Origin of the sequence: Pseudomonas bananamidigenes (assembly GCF_001679645.1) — a bacterium.
Lineage (GTDB): Bacteria > Pseudomonadota > Gammaproteobacteria > Pseudomonadales > Pseudomonadaceae > Aquipseudomonas > Aquipseudomonas bananamidigenes.
Map to the genome: position 1 here is coordinate 99602 of NZ_LRUN01000023.1, position 20228 is coordinate 119829.

General features: G+C 60.2%; 15 protein-coding genes and 2 tRNA genes. 11 read left to right on the forward strand and 6 right to left on the reverse strand.

Features of this window, described 5'->3' with window-relative positions:
• Positions 1-34: 34 nt before the first annotated feature.
• Positions 35-121, reverse strand: a tRNA-Leu gene (locus BBF94_RS09465).
• Positions 122-303: 182 nt separating this feature from the next.
• Positions 304-390: transfer RNA gene (locus BBF94_RS09470), tRNA-Leu, on the reverse strand.
• Between the two features lie 225 nt (positions 391-615).
• On the opposite strand from BBF94_RS09470, the gene rnr reads away from it, so the two are divergent.
• From rnr to dnaB, 7 genes are all read left to right on the forward strand, one after another.
• Positions 616-3246, forward strand: coding sequence for a ribonuclease R (gene rnr, locus BBF94_RS09475; RefSeq protein WP_065258781.1), 2631 nt, complete (start codon positions 616-618; stop codon positions 3244-3246).
• The gene (gene rlmB / locus BBF94_RS09480) at positions 3243-4010 is read left to right on the forward strand and encodes a 23S rRNA (guanosine(2251)-2'-O)-methyltransferase RlmB (RefSeq protein WP_065258782.1); all 768 of its coding nucleotides are present in this window, start codon (positions 3243-3245) and stop codon (positions 4008-4010) included. The genes rnr and rlmB overlap by 4 nt, the downstream gene beginning before the upstream one ends.
• A 306-nt stretch (positions 4011-4316) precedes the next feature.
• Positions 4317-4745 (forward strand): 30S ribosomal protein S6, encoded by a 429-nt coding sequence (gene rpsF / locus BBF94_RS09485; RefSeq protein ID WP_065258783.1) that lies wholly within the window; start codon positions 4317-4319, stop codon positions 4743-4745.
• Positions 4746-4773: 28 nt separating this feature from the next.
• On the forward strand, positions 4774-5004 hold the full coding sequence (rpsR, locus tag BBF94_RS09490; RefSeq protein ID WP_002551829.1) for a 30S ribosomal protein S18: 231 nt from the start codon (positions 4774-4776) through the stop codon (positions 5002-5004).
• Between the two features lie 36 nt (positions 5005-5040).
• Positions 5041-5931 (forward strand): YybS family protein, encoded by an 891-nt coding sequence (locus BBF94_RS09495; RefSeq protein ID WP_065258784.1) that lies wholly within the window; start codon positions 5041-5043, stop codon positions 5929-5931.
• A gap of 21 nt (positions 5932-5952) precedes the next feature.
• Positions 5953-6399: a 50S ribosomal protein L9 gene (rplI, locus tag BBF94_RS09500; protein ID WP_065258785.1), complete on the forward strand. Its 447-nt coding sequence runs from the start codon at positions 5953-5955 to the stop codon at positions 6397-6399.
• Between the two features lie 121 nt (positions 6400-6520).
• Complete coding sequence (dnaB, locus tag BBF94_RS09505; RefSeq protein WP_065258786.1) at positions 6521-7918, forward strand: replicative DNA helicase; 1398 nt, start codon at positions 6521-6523, stop codon at positions 7916-7918.
• Positions 7919-7924: 6 nt separating this feature from the next.
• Here dnaB and BBF94_RS09510 read toward each other — a convergent pair whose 3' ends face one another.
• Entirely contained in the window at positions 7925-10564 is a 2640-nt protein-coding gene (locus BBF94_RS09510; protein ID WP_141676568.1) for a hypothetical protein, read from the reverse strand.
• 161 nt (positions 10565-10725) lie between these two features.
• Here BBF94_RS09510 and BBF94_RS09515 point away from each other — a divergent pair, with 161 nt between their 5' ends.
• From BBF94_RS09515 to BBF94_RS09525, 3 genes are all read left to right on the forward strand, one after another.
• Positions 10726-13029 carry a YgiQ family radical SAM protein gene (locus tag BBF94_RS09515; RefSeq protein ID WP_065258788.1) on the forward strand — a complete coding sequence of 768 codons (2304 nt, stop codon included), beginning with the start codon at positions 10726-10728 and terminating at the stop codon, positions 13027-13029.
• A 286-nt stretch (positions 13030-13315) separates the two neighbouring features.
• Positions 13316-15802 carry a circularly permuted type 2 ATP-grasp protein gene (locus BBF94_RS09520; RefSeq protein ID WP_065258789.1) on the forward strand — a complete coding sequence of 829 codons (2487 nt, stop codon included), beginning with the start codon at positions 13316-13318 and terminating at the stop codon, positions 15800-15802.
• Complete coding sequence (locus tag BBF94_RS09525) at positions 15802-16692, forward strand: transglutaminase family protein (RefSeq protein ID WP_065258790.1); 891 nt, start codon at positions 15802-15804, stop codon at positions 16690-16692. Before BBF94_RS09520 ends, BBF94_RS09525 begins: the two co-directional genes overlap by 1 nt.
• A gap of 12 nt (positions 16693-16704) precedes the next feature.
• Here the strand turns inward: BBF94_RS09525 and BBF94_RS09530 are convergent, their stop codons facing one another.
• Positions 16705-17292, reverse strand: coding sequence for an LOG family protein (locus tag BBF94_RS09530; RefSeq protein ID WP_065258791.1), 588 nt, complete (start codon positions 17290-17292; stop codon positions 16705-16707).
• A 339-nt stretch (positions 17293-17631) separates the two neighbouring features.
• Here BBF94_RS09530 and azu point away from each other — a divergent pair, with 339 nt between their 5' ends.
• Complete coding sequence (gene azu / locus BBF94_RS09535; protein ID WP_065258792.1) at positions 17632-18078, forward strand: azurin; 447 nt, start codon at positions 17632-17634, stop codon at positions 18076-18078.
• Between the two features lie 56 nt (positions 18079-18134).
• On the opposite strand, the gene nadE is transcribed toward azu, so the two are convergent.
• Complete coding sequence (gene nadE, locus BBF94_RS09540; protein ID WP_065258793.1) at positions 18135-18962, reverse strand: ammonia-dependent NAD(+) synthetase; 828 nt, start codon at positions 18960-18962, stop codon at positions 18135-18137.
• A 4-nt stretch (positions 18963-18966) separates the two neighbouring features.
• Complete coding sequence (gene pncB, locus BBF94_RS09545; protein ID WP_065258794.1) at positions 18967-20190, reverse strand: nicotinate phosphoribosyltransferase; 1224 nt, start codon at positions 20188-20190, stop codon at positions 18967-18969.
• Positions 20191-20228: the final 38 nt, after the last annotated feature.

Consider the following 20228-nt stretch of genomic DNA (forward strand, 5'->3'; position numbering starts at 1 on the left):
TGTGTGATTCAAGATCGTGACCTTGAATCTGAATTGGTGCCCAGAAGAAGACTCGAACTTCCACGACCGTAAGGTCACCAGCACCTGAAGCTGGCGTGTCTACCAATTTCACCATCTGGGCTTCATCTTCAGCGTTGCCGCTGTTGATGTGGCGCACTATACGGAGCGTCTTTTGATCTGTAAACCCCTGATTTGATTTTAATAAATCAATTTCAGAAAAAATGCGGGGCGCAGAATACAAAAAACCCGCTTTCGCGGGTTTTTGTGTGAGCCTTGAAACTGCTTCAGTCTCAAACTCGAAATTGGTGCCCAGGAGAAGACTCGAACTTCCACGACCGTAAGGTCACCAGCACCTGAAGCTGGCGTGTCTACCAATTTCACCACCTGGGCATCTCGACAGCGTCAGTACGTCGTCGATGGCGCGCACTATACGGAGCGTCTTTTTAACTGTAAACCCCTGTCAGCAAAAAAAATGGTTTTTTTTACCAGCGGTGTCCAAAACGCTTTTCGGACGTCGATAAAGGTCTCAAGACGCGCCTTATAGAGTCGGAAATTTCCCGTTTGATGGCGCCTATGCCAAACTAACCCGCATATAGACAAGGTGAAAACTCTCTAATGGCCGATTGGCAGTCCCTCGATCCCGAGGCCGCTCGTGAAGCGGAAAAATATGAAAACCCCATTCCCAGTCGCGAACTGATCCTTCAGCACCTTGCTGACCGGGGTTCGCCGGCTGCCCGTGAGCAACTGGTCGAAGAGTTTGGTCTGACCACGGACGACCAGATCGAGGCTCTGCGCCGCCGCCTGCGTGCCATGGAGCGTGATGCTCAACTGATTTACACCCGTCGTGGCACTTATGCGCCGGTGGACAAGCTCGACCTGATCCTCGGCCGCATCAGCGGTCACCGCGACGGTTTCGGTTTCCTGGTGCCGGATGATGGTTCCGACGATCTGTTCATGAGCCCGGCGCAAATGCGTCTGGTATTCGACGGCGACCGCGCCCTGGCCCGTGTTTCCGGTCTGGATCGTCGCGGTCGCCGCGAAGGCGTGATCGTCGAAGTGGTGTCCCGTGCTCACGAAAGCATCGTCGGTCGTTACTTCGAAGAGGGCGGCATCGGTTTCGTTGTTGCAGACAATCCGAAGATCCAGCAGGAAGTGCTGGTCACGCCCGGGCGCAACGCCAATGCCCAGATCGGTCAGTTCGTCGAGGTGAAGATCACCCACTGGCCGACTCCGCGCTTTCAGCCACAGGGTGATGTGATCGAAATCGTTGGTAACTATATGGCGCCGGGCATGGAAATCGATGTCGCCCTGCGTACCTACGATATTCCACACGTCTGGCCTGAGGCCGTGGTCAAGGAAGCCCGCAAGCTCAAGCCGGAAGTCGAAGAAAAGGACAAAGAGAAACGCGTCGACCTGCGCCATCTGCCGTTCGTCACGATCGATGGTGAAGATGCTCGCGACTTTGACGACGCGGTCTATTGCGAAGCCAAGCCGGGCAAGCTGCGCCTGTTTTCCGGCGGCTGGAAGCTGTATGTGGCGATTGCCGACGTTTCCAGCTATGTGAAAATCGGTTCGGCGCTGGATGCCGAGGCTCAGGTCCGCGGCAACTCGGTGTACTTCCCCGAGCGCGTGGTGCCGATGCTGCCGGAAGAGCTGTCCAACGGCCTGTGCTCGCTGAATCCACACGTTGATCGTCTGGCGATGGTTTGCGAGATGACCATCTCCAAGTCCGGCGAAATGACCGACTACTGCTTCTATGAAGCGGTGATCCACTCTCACGCACGACTGACCTACAACAAGGTCAGCGCGATGCTGGAAACGCCGAAGGCTACCGAAGCGCGCAAGCTTCGCGGTGAATACACCGACATTCTGCCGCACCTCAAGCAGCTCTACGCGCTGTACAAGGTATTGCTGGCCGCCCGTCACGTACGTGGCGCGATCGATTTCGAGACTCAGGAAACCCGGATCATCTTCGGTTCCGAGCGCAAGATCGCCGAGATCCGCCCGACCACTCGTAACGATGCGCACAAGCTGATCGAAGAGTGCATGCTCGCGGCCAACGTGGCCACGGCAGAGTTCCTGCAAAAGCATGAGATTCCGGCGCTGTACCGCGTTCACGATGGTCCGCCACCGGAGCGTCTGGAAAAACTCCGCGCGTTCCTTGGCGAGCTCGGCCTGTCCTTGCACAAGGGCAAGGAAGGCCCGACACCGAAGGACTATCAGGCCTTGCTGGCGAGCATCAAGGATCGCCCGGATTTCCATCTGATCCAGACCGTGATGCTGCGCTCCCTGAGCCAGGCGGTGTACAGCGCTGAAAACGATGGCCACTTCGGCCTGAATTACGAAGCCTACACCCACTTCACTTCGCCGATCCGTCGTTATCCGGACCTGCTCACCCATCGGGCGATCCGCAGCGTGATCCATTCGAAACAGGACACGCCGCACGTTCGTCGTGCCGGCGCGATGACCATTCCGAAGGCGCGCATCTATCCGTACGACGAGGCGGCACTGGAGCAGCTCGGCGAACAATGCTCGATGAGCGAGCGCCGCGCTGACGAAGCGACCCGCGACGTGGTGAACTGGCTCAAGTGCGAGTTCATGAAGGATCGCGTGGGTGAGTCGTTCCCGGGCGTCATCACCGCAGTGACCGGTTTCGGTCTGTTCGTCGAGCTGACCGATATCTACGTCGAAGGTCTGGTGCACGTCACGGCGCTGCCGGGCGACTACTACCACTTCGACCCCGTGCACCATCGCCTGGCCGGTGAGCGCACCGGTCGCAGCTTCCGTCTCGGCGATACCGTTGAAGTGCGCGTCATGCGTGTAGATCTCGACGAGCGCAAGATCGACTTCGAGATGGCCGAGAAAACCATCAGTGCCCCCATCGGTCGCAAGAAACGGGGCGCCGAAACGGCTGCTCCGGCGACCAGGGCTGTGGAAGAAAAGGCCCCGGCAAAAACCGCCAGCCGTCGTCCGGCCAAGGAAAAGGTTTCCGACGCTTACCGTCCGAGCGATGCCGTGGCAAAAAACGCCGAGCTGCGCAAAAGCCGTGAATTGAAGAAGGCGTTGCTGGCCGAAGCCAAGAACGGCGGTAAGGCGGCGCCCTCGGGAAAAACCGGAAGGTCCACACCCGACAAGGCTTCCGGCGGCAAGCCAGGCAAATCGAGCAAGCACCGCAAGGGCCCGCCGAAGTCGGGTTCCGCTCCAGCCAAAAGTGGCGGGGCACGTAAACCGAAGGCGAAGTCATGAGTCAGTTGGAAAAAATCTACGGCGTTCACGCGGTAGAAGCGTTGTTGCGTCACCATCCAAAACGCGTCAAGCAGATCTGGCTGGCTGAAAGCCGCAACGATCCGCGAGTGCAGACGCTGGTCGAGCTGGCCAATGAAAACCGTGTGCAGATCGGCCAGGCCGAACGCCGCGAGATGGATGCCTGGGTCGAAGGCGTGCATCAGGGCGTGGTGGCGGAGGTCAGTCCGAGCCAGGTCTGGGGCGAGGCGATGCTCGACGAACTGCTTGATCGGACCGAAGGCGCGCCGCTGTTGCTGGTGCTCGACGGCGTGACCGATCCGCACAACCTCGGTGCCTGCCTGCGTTCGGCGGATGCTGCCGGTGCGCTGGCGGTGATCGTGCCGAAAGACAAGTCGGCGACCCTGACGCCGGTCGTGCGCAAGGTGGCTTGCGGCGCGGCGGAGGTGATACCGCTGGTGGCCGTGACCAACCTCGCGCGTACCCTGGAAAAACTCCAGCAGCGCGGCCTGTGGATTGTCGGTACGGCGGGTGAGGCCGAGGTCAGTCTCTATGACCAGGACCTGACCGGCCCGACCATCCTGATCATGGGCGCCGAGGGCAAGGGCATGCGTCGTCTGACCCGTGAGCATTGCGACTACCTGGTGCACCTGCCGATGACCGGCAGCGTCAGCAGTCTCAACGTATCGGTTGCGACCGGCGTGTGCCTGTTCGAGGCCCAGCGCCAGCGCGGGGCCAAGGCCAAGGCTGCTGCCAAAAAGGCTTAAGCCTCACGCAGTCCAAAATGAGGGAGCGAGCCTGCTCGCGATAGCGGAGTTACATTCAGCATCATTGTTGAGTGTTTCTCCCAATCGCGAGCAGGCTCGCTCCCACAGTGTTTTCTGGTGTGGCAGAAAGCGTGGCTGTTCAAATAATCACCAATTGCCTTGCGCCTCTTCTGTCCCTTCTCTACAATTGCGCCCCTTGCTGTGACGGCAGGCACCCATGTGCCCCGTGCCGGCAAGTCCATAAGTGTCATTCACTCCTTGTCTGACCGTTTTTGAGCGGCAGGCTACAACCCGTAAGGAGCATTCATGCGTCATTACGAAATCATCTTTCTGGTCCACCCTGACCAGAGCGAGCAAGTCGGCGGCATGGTTGAGCGTTACACCAAGCTGATCGAAGAAGACGGCGGCAAAATCCACCGTCTGGAAGACTGGGGCCGTCGTCAACTGGCCTACGCAATCAACAATGTTCACAAGGCTCACTACGTGATGCTGAACGTTGAGTGCACCGGCAAGGCCCTGGCCGAGCTGGAAGACAACTTCCGCTACAACGATGCTGTGATCCGTAACCTGGTCATCCGTCGCGACGAAGCCATCACTGGCCAGTCCGAGATGCTCAAGGCTGAAGAAAACCGCAGTGAGCGCCGTGAGCGTCGCGAGCGTCCTGAGCACGATGGCAGCGCCGATGGCGATGACAGCGATAGCGACAGCGACAACAGCGATAACGCTGACGAGTAATCCACGGACCTTTTAAGGAGCCTATCAAATGGCACGTTTCTTCCGTCGTCGTAAATTCTGCCGCTTCACCGCTGAAGACGTGAAGGAGATCGACTACAAAGATCTCAACACTCTGAAAGCTTACGTATCCGAGACCGGCAAAATCGTTCCAAGCCGTATCACCGGTACCAAAGCTCGTTATCAGCGTCAGCTGGCCACCGCTATCAAGCGCGCCCGCTTCCTGGCCCTGCTGGCCTACACCGACAGCCACGGCCGCTGAGACCGGGTAGTCGACAAGAAGTAAAGGATCGAATGCATGCGTGCCTTGGCTGAATTCATCATGCGGGGGCGTATGCAGGCCACGCTGGTCGTGGCCGGATCTGCGGCGTTGCCGCTGTTGTTCTGGTTGAGTGCCGCTGCAGGTTGCCTTGTGCTTCTGCGGCGCGGTTCGGACGCCTTGAGCGTCCTGGGTGTGGGCGTGTTGTCGGCGTTAGTTAGCTGGCACTACCTGAAGGACCCGACAGCACTGATCGTGTTGCTCGGGGCTTGCGGTCTGGCGCTGGTTTTACGCGCCGGACACACCTGGAATCGCGTGCTGCTGGTCAGCGTGGCCGTGGGATTGTTGATTGCCGTGAGTCTGGGGACCGTGTTCGGTTCCTTCACCGAAGCGCTGGCGCAGACGTTTGAACAAGTCCTGCCGCTGGCAATGGGTGAGGTCTACGAGAAATTCTCGGCAGACCAGAAAGCGATTCTCACGGGGTTGGCGGTTCCTCTGTCGATCATTTCGACAGCACTGTCGTTGCAGGTTTTTAGCGTGCTGTGCCTGATTCTTGGGCGCTATTGGCAGGCGTTGTTGTATAACCCCGGCGGTTTCGGTCGCGAGTTTCGCGCCATCCGACTGCCGAAAGGCGTTGCGCTGTCGCTTCTGGCCGTCATGTGTGTGGCACCGTTCTTCGGTCTGCATGCACTGGTCCTGATGCCGTTGTGCAGCGTACCGCTGTTCTTCGCCGGTCTGGCCCTGGTTCACGGGCTGGTGGCGCAGAAACGGTTGGCCGGCTTCTGGCTGGTGGGGATATACGTCACGCTCGTGCCTTTCATGCACTTGCTCGGTCCGTTGCTTGTGGTTCTGGCCATTGTCGACAGCCTGATTGATTTTCGCGGTCGTCACGTGTCGAAAGACATCGATAACGCGAACGGTGAAGGTTAAAAGTTAAGAGGTTAATACCAAATGGAACTGATCCTGCTGGAAAAAATCGCCAACCTGGGCAACCTGGGCGACAAAGTAAAGGTTAAGGCCGGCTACGGTCGTAACTACCTGCTGCCTTTCGGCAAAGCCACCGCTGCGACCGCTGCCAACCTGGCTGCGTTCGAAGAGCGTCGCGCTGAGCTGGAAAAAGCCGCTGCCGAGCGTAAAGCATCGGCTGAAAGCCGCGCTGCCCAACTGGCCGAGCTGGAAGTGACCATCACTGCCACCGCTGGCGACGAAGGCAAGCTGTTCGGTTCGATCGGTACTCACGACATCGCTGACGCACTGACCGCCTCCGGCGTTGAAGTGGCGAAAAGCGAAGTTCGTCTGCCGAACGGCACCATCCGCAACGTGGGTGAATTCGACGTAGCCGTGCACCTGCACGCTGAAGTCGAAGCTACCGTACGCGTTGTCGTTGTAGCTGCTTAAGCAACACCTGATCGGCTGGCGGCTTGCCCGTCAGGCGGTTAACATCGGGCACGATCCTGTTTACAGGTCGTGCCCTTTGTCTTTCTGCAAACCGTGCTTTTCCTGAATAAAACAAGTGGCCATGAACGAAATCTCCGCTCCTGAGCAATACGATCTGCAAACCGCTGCCCTGAAGGTGCCGCCGCACTCCATCGAGGCCGAACAGGCTGTGCTCGGTGGTCTGATGCTGGACAACAACGCCTGGGAACGCGTGCTCGATCAGGTCTCCGACGGTGATTTCTACCGGCATGACCACCGCCTGATTTTCCGTGCGATCGCCAAACTGGCCGATCAGAACTCGCCGATCGACGTCGTGACCCTGGCCGAACAACTGGACAAGGAAGGTCAGACCTCGCAAGTCGGCGGCCTCGGTTACCTTGGCGAACTGGCAAAAAACACACCGTCCGTCGCCAACATCAAGGCTTATGCGCAGATCGTCCGTCAGCGTGCGACATTGCGCCAGTTGATCGGCATCAGTAACGATATTGCCGATGCCGCCTTCAACCCCGAGGGGCGTACCGCCGAAGAGATCCTCGACGAAGCCGAACGGCAGATCTTCCAGATCGCCGAGGCGCGTCCGAAAACCGGCGGCCCGGTGGGGGTCAATGACCTGCTCACAAAGGCGATCGATCGTATCGATACGCTGTTCAACACCTCGGATGCGATCACCGGCCTGTCCACCGGCTACACCGACCTCGACGAGAAGACCAGCGGCCTGCAACCGGCCGACCTGATCATCGTTGCCGGTCGTCCGTCGATGGGCAAGACCACCTTCGCGATGAACCTGGTGGAGAACGCCGTACTGCGCAGCGACAAGGCCGTGCTGGTGTACTCGCTCGAGATGCCAGGCGAATCGCTGATCATGCGTATGCTGTCGTCCCTCGGACGCATCGACCAGACCAAGGTGCGTTCCGGCCAACTGGAAGATGACGACTGGCCACGCCTGACCTCGGCGGTGAACCTGCTCAACGACCGCAAGCTGTTCATCGATGACACCGCGGGCATCAGCCCGTCGGAAATGCGTGCACGGACCCGACGTCTGGTGCGCGAGCACGGTGACATCGCCCTGATCATGATCGACTACCTGCAGTTGATGCAGATCCCGGGCTCCAGCGGTGACAACCGGACCAACGAAATTTCCGAGATCTCCCGCTCCCTGAAAGCCCTGGCCAAGGAATTCAACTGCCCGGTGGTTGCCCTGTCGCAGCTCAACCGCTCCCTGGAGCAGCGCCCGAACAAGCGTCCGGTGAACTCCGACTTGCGGGAATCCGGAGCGATCGAGCAGGACGCCGACGTCATCATGTTCGTGTATCGGGACGAGGTGTATCACCCGGAAACCGAACACAAAGGCATCGCCGAAATCATCATCGGCAAACAGCGGAACGGCCCGATCGGCTTCATTCGCCTGGCCTTCATCGGCAAGTACACGCGCTTCGAAAACCTTGCACCGGGCAGCTATAACTTCGACGATGATGAATAGCGCGATTCATGCCAGGTGATCGAACAGTTTCTGGGCGACCCGCGGACTGATGAGCTCCCGCCAGATCCTCTGGTGGGGCCGACCTGCCTGTTCTTCGCGCTGTTGAAACGCGCTGCCGAGCTTGCCTTGTTCCAGGGTCTTCATGTGTGCCCCCTTGAGTGTGTAGTCCAGCGCCTGGCGGTCTTGCCTGTCATAGTGAAAGTGCGCCTCCCATAACGGCGCGTTGTCCGAGCGGTCATTGATCGAGTAGACATCGAGGAACGACTTGTCTCTTCCCTTGCCCGTTTGTCTGCGCTCTACCGTTTTCACTACCTTCAGTTCCGAGTGATCGAGCAGGAAGTTCAGGCGCAGCACATCCAGCACATCCTTGTTTTTGTACATCCGTATCAGAATGGATTGCCCTTCGGCATCCATTGACGCAGCGGCGGTTCCGAGGCGGTTGATCAATCCGGTGACCTCGGCATCCTCTGCCGCCCGTTCAGTGGATTCCAGACGCTGTGCCAGATCCTTGAGGCGATCCGACTCGGCACCCAGAAATTCGACGATATTGGTCGGGTTGGCTTTGCGGGCTTCCATCAGCCGGGCCTGGGTAACGTGTTCATTCACCCGCGCCAGGCATTCGGTCGCGTTGCGCATGAGTTGCGGTCTGGGCGCCGGAGCGCTGGCAGGGCGGATGCGTCGCCATTCATTCCGGATTTTCTGGTAACGCTGGGGTGGCGCATCCGGCTTGAAAAGATCGGGAACCTCGAGCGTCACGCTGCCGTCCGCTGCGGTGTCCTTCACTCCGACCAGTACCCGATAAGTACCATGATGGCGTGTCCGGAACAGTTTTCGCGGGGCGGCTGCCTCGGCGGCTCCGGAAGACTGCTCCGGGAAAAAATCGAAATCGATATCCTGATCGTAGTGAGGCAATTGGCTGTTACTGTCGATCTGCTCATGGATTTCGTTCAGGCGGTTGTCGATTTTCGATACAAACCTGTCCAGCAGGGACAACGCCTGGCTGACATATGCGGCTTTTGCCGGAGTCGCTGAACTATCCAGAGTTTCGAAGGCAAGAGTTTCGAAGGCAAGAGATTCGAAGGCCAGAGATTCGAAGGCCAGAGATTCGAACGCCGCTCTGTCACTCCTGATGTTTTCCAGCGTCAATTGCAGTGCCAGCGGTTCGGAGTAGCCTGAGACTTCGTGCAGATCCTTTTTCAGCAGGTGCAGGGCCATTGCACTGCGCATGCCGAAAGGCGGCGGATTTTCGGGGTCGTCGGAAATCAGGCGCAGACAGATGTTGTATTGGCTGGAATAAATCTGGTCTGCGGTGGGTACGCCACGGTTCAGCTCATCCAGTTCGGATGTCGCACTGCGGTCGGCTTTGCGAATCTGCTCCATCACGTCCTGACGATCGTCCATGATCTTCAGCTTTTTATTGAGATGGGCGAAATTGCTCTTCAGCGACTCCACCGTGATTGCATGCACGGTCGGATAGACCCTGCGATCCATTACGGCGATCAGCTTGTTGAAGTAGTCGATTCTGTTCAACTGAAGGGTATGCAGTTCGCTTTTGTAGAGCCCGCCGGCCTTCAACAGGATCAACCAGTCCTTGTTGTCGATCAGTGACTTGAAGTATTCGGCCTGCATTCTTGTGTGCTTGATGATATGCACTTCAAGTTTGATCAGCGCCTCTTTCTCGGCCTGGCTTCCCTCCGGAAGATCTCGGGCGCCGTCCCAGAGTTCTCCATAACGCCTGTTGGAGGCGGCCAAGGCTTCGAAGGCGTTTCTGATGGGCTCATATCGCAGAAACAAATAGGCTTTGTTGTCCTGGGTCTGTGCAGTGCGGCGCATGCCTCCCTTGAGTCCATCAAGACTTGTGGTCCAGATCCCTTCGGCATTGCGGGTGATGGCCAGCGTTTCGCCGGCCCGGCTGGCGCGATAGATGTTTTCGCGATCGCCGGCGACCGGGTCTTTCGGATTGACGATGCGCCAGACCTTGCGTTCGGAAGAGGAAGCGTCAACGTCGTGCATCACCTGATGGGCATGATTCTCGATGATGACGTAGCGTTTGCCGTCGAAACCATGCAAACCGTCGCTGTCCGGAGCTGTGCCGGAGAAATCCAGCGTTGTCCTGAAGGTCGTCAGCCGGCCGGCAGAAAGCGGGAGGGCGCTCTCTTCGAAGTCGAACAGCGGGTGCCAACGGTTGCTGCGGGGGTCATGGAAAAGAATCGGGCCCGAAGGCCGTGATTCACTTCCCAGGCTGGCCCGATAGAGCGCCATCTCGGGATCCAGGCTGATTTGCAGGATGCTGCCATCATGCATGTCGACGAACAACCGCCCCTTGAACACTCTGAAGCCGCTTGCGTCGGCGGCGGGCAGTCGGGTGCCCGGACTGACCCGATAGGTTTCCAGTGCAGGTGCTGAGGGTATCGCAGGCGGGGATGAGTGGATTTCGCTGACGTTCAGCGATGGCGCCGCAGAGATTCTGTCGGGATCTGCCCTGTCCGGGTTTCTGCCCGGTGTCTGGCCGTCGACGAGGCTTTGCGCGGCGGAGCGGATAGCGGGCGAAGTGCCGTGCCGTGGCGGCAGGTCCTGGGCCGATCGCGAAGGCGGGTTGTGCACTTCGGCGGTGGTCACACCTTTTGACGGTGGTTTTGCAGGCATCTTTATTCATCCTTGAATAAGTTGAAGGGTATCTCTGGGGGGCCGGTGGGCCGCAGGCGGGCGAAGGGGAGAGAATCCGACCACGGTCGTCGGAATTGGTCAAAATTTGTGCTATATTCCGCGCCCGCGAAATTCAATGAAAGCCAACACCGGTTATCGACATGCAAGCAGCCAAGCCGTTATTTGACTATCCAAAATATTGGGCCGAATGTTTCGGACCCGCGCCGTTCCTGCCAATGAGCAGGGAGGAGATGGATCAGCTCGGCTGGGATTCCTGCGACATCATCATCGTCACCGGTGATGCCTACGTCGATCATCCGTCGTTCGGCATGGCGATCATCGGCCGGCTGCTGGAAGCTCAAGGTTTTCGCGTCGGGATCATTGCGCAGCCGAACTGGCAGTCCAAGGACGACTTCATGAAGCTCGGCGAGCCGAATCTGTTCTTCGGCGTCGCGGCCGGCAACATGGACTCGATGATCAACCGCTACACCGCCGACAAGAAAATCCGTTCCGACGACGCCTACACACCGGGTGGCATGGCCGGCAAGCGTCCGGATCGCGCGAGTCTGGTCTACAGCCAGCGCTGCAAGGAAGCCTACAAACATGTGCCGATCGTGCTCGGTGGCATCGAAGCCTCCCTGCGTCGCATCGCCCACTACGACTACTGGCAGGATCGCGTGCGCAACTCGATCCTGATCGACGCCAGCGCCGACATCCTGCTGTACGGCAACGCCGAGCGGGCGATTGTCGAAGTCGCCCAGCGTCTGTCCTACGGCCACAAGATCGAAGACATCACCGATGTGCGCGGCACCGCGTTCATCCGTCGCGACACGCCGGCGGGCTGGTACGAAGTCGACTCCACGCGCATCGACCGTCCGGGCAAGATCGACAAGATCATCAACCCGTACGTCAACACCCAGGACACGGCGGCTTGCGCCATCGAGCAGGAAAAAGGCCCGGTCGATGATCCGCAGGAAGCCAAGGTCGTGCAGATCCTGGCCAGCCCGAAGATGACCCGCGACAAGACCGTGATCCGCCTGCCATCGATGGAGAAGGTACGTAACGACCCGGTCCTGTACGCCCACGCCAACCGCGTGTTGCACCTGGAGACCAACCCGGGCAACGCCCGTGCGCTGGTGCAGAAGCATGGCGAGGTCGACGTCTGGTTCAACCCGCCGCCGATTCCGATGACCACCGAAGAAATGGACTACGTGTTCGGCATGCCTTACGCACGTATTCCGCATCCCGCTTACGGCAAGGAAAAGATCCCGGCCTACGACATGATCCGTTTCTCGGTGAACATCATGCGTGGCTGCTTTGGTGGCTGCACCTTCTGCTCGATCACCGAGCACGAGGGCCGGATCATCCAGAACCGTTCCGAAGAATCGATCATTCGCGAAATCGAAGAGATCCGTGACAAGGTACCTGGCTTCACCGGCGTCATTTCCGACCTCGGCGGCCCGACCGCGAACATGTACCGCATTGCCTGCAAGAGCCCGGAAATCGAATCCGCGTGCCGCAAGCCGTCCTGCGTGTTCCCGGGCATCTGTCCGAACCTGAATACCGACCACTCGTCGCTGATCCAGCTGTACCGCAGCGCCCGTGCGTTGCCGGGAGTGAAGAAGATCCTGATCGCCTCCGGCCTGCGTTACGACCTTGCGGTCGAGTCGCCGGAGTACGTCAAGGAACTGGTGACCCACCACGTCGGCGGTTACCTGAAGATCGCCCCGGAACACACCGAGGAAGGTCCGCTCAACCAGATGATGAAGCCGGGGATCGGCACCTACGACCGCTTCAAGCGCATGTTCGAGAAGTTCTCGAAGGAAGCGGGCAAGGAGCAATACCTGATTCCGTACTTCATCGCGGCCCACCCGGGTACCACCGACGAGGACATGATGAACCTGGCCCTGTGGCTCAAGGGCAACGGCTTCCGTGCCGACCAGGTGCAGGCGTTCTATCCGTCGCCGATGGCCTCGGCCACTGCCATGTATCACTCGGGCAAGAACCCGTTGCGCAAGGTCACCTACAAGAGCGACGGCGTGACCATCGTCAAGAGCGAGGAGCAGCGCCGCCTGCACAAGGCGTTCCTGCGTTATCACGATCCGAAGGGCTGGCCGATTCTGCGTGAAGCGCTGATCCGCATGGGTCGTGGCGACCTGATCGGGCCGGGCAAGCACCAGTTGATCCCGCTGCACCAGCCGGCGACCGACAGCTATCAGAGTGCCCGTCGCAAGAACTCGACACCGGCCGGCAGCCACAAGGTCGCGAAAGACAAGAGCACGAAGATTCTCACCCAGCACACCGGTCTGCCACCGCGCGCCAGCGACGGCGGCAATCCGTGGGACAAGCGTGAACAGGCCAAGGCTGCGGCATTCGCCCGCAACCAGCAGGCTGCCAAGGAGCGCAAGGATGCGGCGAAAGGCAAGGGGCCGAAGCCGGCACGCAAGCCGGTCGTTCCGCGCTGAAACGCACACTTGAGCTGAACAGAACGCCAACCTTCGGGTTGGCGTTTTGCGTTGTGCCTCGCGACATTTGCGTGCAGGCGTGTCGGCCCCTTTCACTGCGTGCCCGATTTTGGTGCTTTACTGCCTTGAGCACCTCGGGAACGCGCCCGGACCGCCGCATGGCATAAGTCTTGCGCGCTTTCGAATACGCGCAGGCTCGCTCACAGCCGCAGATGGATTTTTCGTATATCCCGGCGTCATGTGCCTGCGTTAGTCTGACCCCAATCTGCTGGCTGCCGAGCTTTCCATGCCTGATCTGCTTGACCGCTACCCGCTGACGGCGGGCTCATACCAAGAACTGCTCGACACCGGCGGCGCGGTGCGCCCACATTGGCAGCGCTTGTTCGACCAGTTTCAGCGCAGCACCCCGGCGCAACGGGCGCAGCGTCAGGCGCTGCTGGCCCGGCAGATTCAGGAAAACGGTGTCACCTACAATGTGTATGCCGATCCCAAGGGCGCGGATCGTCCATGGGAGCTGGATCTGCTGCCCCACGTGATCGCTGACGTTGAATGGCAGCAACTGTCGGCCGGGATCGCACAGCGGGCGCGTCTGCTCAATGCAGTGCTGGCGGATCTGTATGGTCCGCAGCACTTGATCCGCGAAGGCTTGCTGCCGGCAGAACTGGTGTTCGGCCACGACAATTTTCTCTGGCCCTGTCAGGGCATTGCACCGCCGGACGGGGCCTTTCTGCATCTGTATGCCGTGGATCTGGCGCGCGCGCCGGACGGGCGTTGGTGGGTGACGGCGGATCGTACCCAGGCGCCATCGGGTGCCGGTTATGCGCTGGAGAACCGCACCATCGTGTCCCGGGCCTTTCCCGAGTTGTACCGGGATCTGAAGGTGCAGCACCTGGCCGGTTTCTTCCGTACGTTGCAGGAAACCCTGGCCCGTCAGGCGCCTTGTGACGACGAGGCGCCACTGGTGGTATTGCTGACCCCTGGGCGCTTCAACGAAAGTTATTTCGAGCATCTCTATCTCGCGCGTCAGCTCGGTTATCCGTTGGTGGAAGGGGGCGACCTGACGGTGCGCGATGCCACGGTCTACCTGAAAACCCTGAGCGGCCTGCGTCGGGTTCACGCGATCATGCGCCGGCTCGACGATGATTTCTGTGACCCGCTGGAGCTGCGCACGGATTCGGCACTGGGTGTTCCGGGATTGCTCGAGGCTGTGCGTCAAGGCCGGGTGCTGGTGGCCAATGCGTTGGGCAGCGGTGTGCTGGAGTCGCCGGGGTTGCTCGGGTTTCTGCCGAAGATCAATCAATACCTGTTCGGCGAAGAACTGATCCTGCCTTCCATCGCCACTTGGTGGTGCGGAGAGGCGCCCGTGCTGGCCCAGGCACTGGAGAAACTGCCGGAACTGTTGATCAAGCCGGCCTTCCCGTCGCAGAGCTTTGCACCGGTCTTCGGGCGTGATTTGAGTGACGAGCAGCGCCAGGCGCTTGCCCGGCGCATTCAGGCCCGGCCTTATGTCTACGTGGCGCAAGAGCTCGCGCAGCTGTCCCTCGCACCGGTCTGGCAGCCCGAGGACGGCCGGTTGCAACCGCGGGCCATCGGCATGCGCATGTATGCGGTGGACAGTCATGACGGGTATCGGGTGCTGCCCGGAGGCCTGACCCGGGTGGCGGCCGAAGCCGATGCCGAAGTGGTGTCGATGCAGCGCGGTGGCGCCAGCAAGGACACCTGGGTGCTGGGTGACCGGCCACCCAGTGGCGAGCAGTGGAAGTCCCGGCGCAACATCGGCGTGCCTGATCTGGTGCGGCGCGACCCCTACCTGCCGTCGCGGGTGGTGGAAAACCTGTTCTGGTTCGGCCGTTACTGCGAGCGTTGCGACGACAGCGCGCGGCTGTTGCGGATCATGCTGGCGCGTTACGTCGACGGTGACGATCCGCAGGCCCTGCAAGCGGCGGTGGAACTTGGCGAGCGGCTGATGCTGCTGCCGGATGAAGGCGAGCTGCCGGAGCGCCTGCTCGCGGCTGTGTTGGGCGAGGACTGGTCGTTCAGTCTGCGCTCGAACCTGCAACGCTTGCAGTGGGCGGCATCGCAGGTGCGCGGCAAGCTTTCGCGGGAGAACTGGCAGGCGCTGGTGGAGTTGCAGCGCGAGGCGACGGAGCTGGACACCGCCGAACCGGACTTCGGCCAGTTGCTGGATTTTCTCAACCGCCTGGTGATGTCGCTGGCGGCGTTGTCCGGGTTCGCCCTGGACGACATGACCCGCGACGAAGGCTGGCGTTTCCTGATGATCGGTCGACGGATCGAGCGTCTGCAATTTCTCGGCAGCAGCCTTGCAGGCTTCCTGCGCGGCGCCGGTGCGTTCGATCAGGCCGGGCTGGAGTGGTTGCTGGAACTGGGCAACAGCAGCATCACCTATCGCTCGCGCTATCTGGCGATGGCACAGCTGATCCCGGTGCTCGATCTGTTGCTGCTGGACGAGCAGAACCCTCACGCGGTGTTGTTCCAGTTGAAGCTGGTGACGCGCACGCTCAAACGCCTGAGCGATGATTTCGACGCGCCTCGGGACGTCGTATTGTCAACGTTGGGCGAGCGTCTGGCGCGTTTCGACCTGGCTTGCCTGGAGAATCCCCTGTTCGGCGAATCCAGCGTGCGGGCCGCACTGGATGGTCTGGCGGATCTGCTGCAAGCCATTGCCGATGCCTGCAGCCAAGCGTCCGATCGTCTGGCGCTGCGCCATTTCGCCCATGTCGATGATGTCAGCCAGCGCACGGTGTCTGTCTGATGAATGCCCTTTACCAGATCCTTCACGACACGTGTTATCGATACGACAACCCGGTTTCGCTGGCGCAGCAGCTGGCTCATTTGTGGCCCCGCGAGTGCGCCTGGCAACGTTGCACCGAACGGCAGTTGCTGATCAGTCCGCAACCGACCACCCGTCGTGACGAACTGGACGTGTTCGGCAATCCGCTGACACGCCTGGCGTTCGAACGCCCCCATGATCAACTGCAGGTCAATGCCCGGCTGACGATGGAGGTGCTGGCGCGGCCGGCGCCGGATTTCAATCTGTCTGCGGCCTGGGAGCTGACACGCAATGCGCTGACCTACAGCAGCCAGCCGCTGTCTGGCGAATGGCTGGAGGCCTGTCGTTACCGGTTCCAGTCACCCTACGTTCACCTCAAGCGCAGCTTCGTCGAGTTTTCCGAAAGCTGTTTCCCGCCAGGGCGACCACTGCTGCTGGGTGTGCAGGCGTTGATGGAAAAGATCTTCGACGAGTTCACCTTCGATGCCGAGGCCACGCAGGTGGCGACGCCGTTGGTCGAGGTGCTGGAGCGGCGCCGCGGGGTCTGTCAGGACTTCGCCCACCTGATGCTGGCCTGCGTGCGTTCCCGAGGGTTGGCGGCGCGTTACGTCAGCGGTTACCTGCTGACCCGGCCGCCACCGGGGCAACCGCGCCTGATCGGCGCCGATGCGTCCCATGCGTGGGTGTCGGTGTTTTGCCCGGTGCTGGGCTGGGTCGATTTCGATCCGACCAACAACGTGCAACCGGCACTGGAGCACATCACCCTGGCCTGGGGCCGGGATTTTTCCGATGTGTCTCCTTTGCGCGGGGTGATTCTGGGAGGCGGTCGCCATGATCCCGAGGTGCGGGTCACCGTGATGCCTCTGGAGTGACAGGCGGCAGGATCAACCGGGTTTCTGGTCGACCCACTTGGGCGTGACGGTCGGCTTCCATTGATCGAGTGCATCGAGCAGCGATTGTGGCGACTCACTCACTTGCAGCATGTCGCGGTGCGGAGCACGAACGAAGCCTTCGCCGACGATGTGATCGAGAAATGCGGTGAGTTTGCTGTAGAACCCGTTCACCTCCAGCAGCCCCAGCGGCTTGCCGTGGTAGCCGAGCTGGCCCCAGGTCCAGACTTCGAACAGCTCTTCCAGGGTGCCGAGACCGCCGGGCAAGGCGATGAACGCATCGCTGAGTTCGGCCATCCGCGCCTTGCGGGCGTGCATGCCGTCGACCACTTCCAGGCGCGTCAGGTTCTTGTGACCGATTTCCTTGTCCATCAGGCTCTGCGGAATGATGCCGATCACTTCGCCACCGGCGGCCAGCGCAGCGTCGGCGACGATCCCCATCAACCCCACGGCGCCACCGCCGTAGACCAGCTTCAGTTTGCGTTCGGCAATGGCTGTGCCGAGGGCGATGGCGGCTTCGGTGTACGCCGGGGTGGTGCCGGCGTTGGCACCGCAAAATACACAAACGGATGTGAGAGACATGCCTTCCTCCTGGGTCAATCCGTCACAGGGTAATGGCTGGCAGGCCTCGATCCAAGGGCTAGACTTCGCGTTTCGGGGTTTCACAGGTGCCGCTGGCACCACAGGCGTAGGCGGCGAGCAGACTGCACAACAGGCTGTTGAGGGACATGACTGATGCTCCAGTTGAGTTGAGCCCTGAAGATACGGCCCGGCCAGACGTCTGGCTGTTAGATTGTTTCGATGAATGTCATAGCCTGAAAGTTGTATACAATTTTTGACTCAAGTCATAGGAACTTGCGAAGATTTCAGGCAGTCTTCCAACCATTCGTGTTTTTGTTAACCCTGCCTTGGAGATTCACCATGTTTTCCAAAGTTGTTGCGGTATCCCTGCTGGCACTGGCCAGCAGCCAGTTGATGGCTGCCGAGTGCAAAACCACCGTCGACTCCACCGACCAGATGTCCTTCAACACCAAGGAGATCGTGATCGACAAGAGCTGCAAGACCTTCACCGTCGAACTGACCCATTCCGGCAGCCTGCCGAAGAACGTCATGGGCCATAACCTGGTGGTCAGCAAGACCGCCGACATGCAGCCGATCGCCACCGATGGCCTGGCCGCCGGCATCGACAAGAACTACCTGAAGGACGGTGACGAGCGCGTCATCGCCCACACCAAGATTATCGGCGCCGGCGAAAAGGATTCGCTGACCATCGACGTTTCGAAACTGGCTGCCGGCACCGATTACGGCTTTTTCTGCTCGTTCCCGGGCCACATCTCGATGATGAAAGGCACCGTGGTTGTGAAGTAAGAAACTCGCAGTCCAAAAAAAAGCGTCCCGAGGGACGCTTTTTTCATGCCCGGTATTCAGGGCGCAAACGGCATGACTCGTTTGTGGTGAGTCTTTCTGTACGTATTGACGATGATGTCGAACGCTTCCTGACGCACAGGGTGGCCGTGCAGGAACGCGTCGATTTCGGCGTAGGTGACGCCGTGGGACGCTTCGTCCGGTTTGCCCGGCGACAAGTCTTCCAGATCCGCCGTCGGCACTTTTTCCACCAGCGATTCCGGTGCACCGAAGCTGCGGGCGATGGCCCGAACCTGATTCTTTACCAGCCCGCTGAGCGGTGCCAGGTCGCAGGCGCCGTCACCGAACTTGGTGAAGAAACCCATCACCGCTTCTGCAGCGTGGTCGGTGCCGATCACCAGGCCATGGGCGGCGCCGGCGATGGTGTACTGGGCGACCATGCGCATCCGCGCCTTGGTGTTGCCGAGCACGAAGTCTCTCGATACCGCGTGCTTGCCTTCGAACGCCGCGACTTCGCTGGCCAGGGATTTCACCGCCGGGCCGATATTGACGGTGTGGCGTTCGTCCGGGGCGATGAAATCCACCGAGGCTTGGGCATCATGTTCATCGAACTGCACGTCGTACGGCAGACGCACGGCAATGAACTTGTAGGCCTCGTCGCCGGTGCGCTGGCGCAGTTCACGCATGGCGCGCTGGGCCAAAAGGCCTGCGGTCAGCGAGTCGACGCCGCCGCTGATGCCCAGCACCAGGGTCTTGAGCCCGGAATCGGTCAGGCATTGCTGGATGAAGTTGATACGACGGGCGACTTCCGCTTCGAGGGCCTGGTGATCGGCGAACGGTGGCTGAACGTTGAGCTGTTCAGCAATCTCACGCTGTACGGCTTGCATGAATTCACTCCTTGCTAGATAGGCTGGAAACGGCAGGAACCTGGAAAACGTGTCGCAAGTAGGCGACGAAATTCGGGTCTTTGCAGTGGGTCTTGCCCGGCTCGTCGGAGATCTTCGCCACCGGCTGGCCGTTGCAGGCGGTCATTTTAAGCACGATGCTCATCGGTTCGACACCCGGAATGTCACAGGTCAGGTTGGTGCCGATGCCGAAGCTGACATTGATCCGCCCGCGCAGCGCCCGGAAAATCTCCAGCGACTTGGGCAGCGTCAGACTGTCGGAGAACACCAGGGTCTTGCTCATCGGGTCGATGCCGAGTTTGTGATAGTGGGCGATGCATTTTTCGCCCCACTTCACCGGATCCCCGGAGTCGTGGCGCAGGCCGTCGAACAGCTTGGCGAAAAACAGATCGAAATCGCCGAGGAAGGCATCGGTGGTGATGCAGTCGGTCAGGGCGATCCCCAACAGGCCGCGGTATTCGCGAACCCAGCAATCGAGGGCGGCAATCTGGCTGTCGATCAGCCGCGGGCCGAGTTGCTGATGGGCCATGATCCATTCGTGGGCCATGGTGCCCAGCGGTTTCATGTCCAGTTCGCGGGACAGGTGCACGTTGCTGGTGCCGACGAAACGTCCGGGGAAGTCATGCTTGAGCACGTTCACCACTTCTTCCTGTACGCGGTAGGAAAACCGCCGGCGGGTGCCGAAGTCGGCGACCTGCAGGTGCGACAGCTCTTCGGCCGAGGCGTTGGCCGTCAGCCAGTCGAATTTGCGGTACAGCTGTTCGCGGGCCTGTTCCAGAGCGGTTTCGCGGTAGCGATAGCGATTGCGCACTTCGCTGACGATCGCCAGCAGCGGCACCTCGAACAGAATCACATGCAGCCACGGCCCGCGCAGGCGGATGAACAACTCGCCGTTCTCGATGCCGGTGTGCAGGTAGCGCAGGTTGAAGCGGAACAGGCCGAGGAATCGCAGAAAGTCAGGTTTGAGGAAGCTGATGCGCTCGAGGAAACTCAACTGATCGGCGCTCAGGCTCAACTCGGCCAGACGCTCGACCTGGAAGCGGATCTCCGCCAGATACGGGCGCAGATCCTCGCTGTTACGGCAACGGAACTCCCATTCGACTTCGACGTTGGGGTAGTTGTGCAGCACCGCCTGCATCATCGTCAGTTTGTAGAAGTCGGTGTCGAGCAGGTTCTGCACGATGCGATCGGCAAACACACTCTCGCTCATAACGGGGTCTCCAGGCGGGCCGCGCGTTGGCGCGGTAT

Coding starts and splice junctions, on each gene's coding strand:
- pncB (WP_065258794.1), bottom strand. CDS start 20,190: ATGAGCGAGAGTGTGTTTGCCGATCGCATCGTGCAGAACCTGCTCGAC.
- dnaB (WP_065258786.1), top strand. CDS start 6,521: ATGAACGAAATCTCCGCTCCTGAGCAATACGATCTGCAAACCGCTGCC.
- nadE (WP_065258793.1), bottom strand. CDS start 18,962: ATGCAAGCCGTACAGCGTGAGATTGCTGAACAGCTCAACGTTCAGCCA.
- azu (WP_065258792.1), top strand. CDS start 17,632: ATGTTTTCCAAAGTTGTTGCGGTATCCCTGCTGGCACTGGCCAGCAGC.
- rpsR (WP_002551829.1), top strand. CDS start 4,774: ATGGCACGTTTCTTCCGTCGTCGTAAATTCTGCCGCTTCACCGCTGAA.
- rlmB (WP_065258782.1), top strand. CDS start 3,243: ATGAGTCAGTTGGAAAAAATCTACGGCGTTCACGCGGTAGAAGCGTTG.
- BBF94_RS09525 (WP_065258790.1), top strand. CDS start 15,802: ATGAATGCCCTTTACCAGATCCTTCACGACACGTGTTATCGATACGAC.
- BBF94_RS09515 (WP_065258788.1), top strand. CDS start 10,726: ATGCAAGCAGCCAAGCCGTTATTTGACTATCCAAAATATTGGGCCGAA.
- BBF94_RS09530 (WP_065258791.1), bottom strand. CDS start 17,292: ATGTCTCTCACATCCGTTTGTGTATTTTGCGGTGCCAACGCCGGCACC.
- BBF94_RS09520 (WP_065258789.1), top strand. CDS start 13,316: ATGCCTGATCTGCTTGACCGCTACCCGCTGACGGCGGGCTCATACCAA.
- BBF94_RS09495 (WP_065258784.1), top strand. CDS start 5,041: ATGCGTGCCTTGGCTGAATTCATCATGCGGGGGCGTATGCAGGCCACG.
- BBF94_RS09510 (WP_141676568.1), bottom strand. CDS start 10,564: ATGCCTGCAAAACCACCGTCAAAAGGTGTGACCACCGCCGAAGTGCAC.
- rplI (WP_065258785.1), top strand. CDS start 5,953: ATGGAACTGATCCTGCTGGAAAAAATCGCCAACCTGGGCAACCTGGGC.
- rnr (WP_065258781.1), top strand. CDS start 616: ATGGCCGATTGGCAGTCCCTCGATCCCGAGGCCGCTCGTGAAGCGGAA.
- rpsF (WP_065258783.1), top strand. CDS start 4,317: ATGCGTCATTACGAAATCATCTTTCTGGTCCACCCTGACCAGAGCGAG.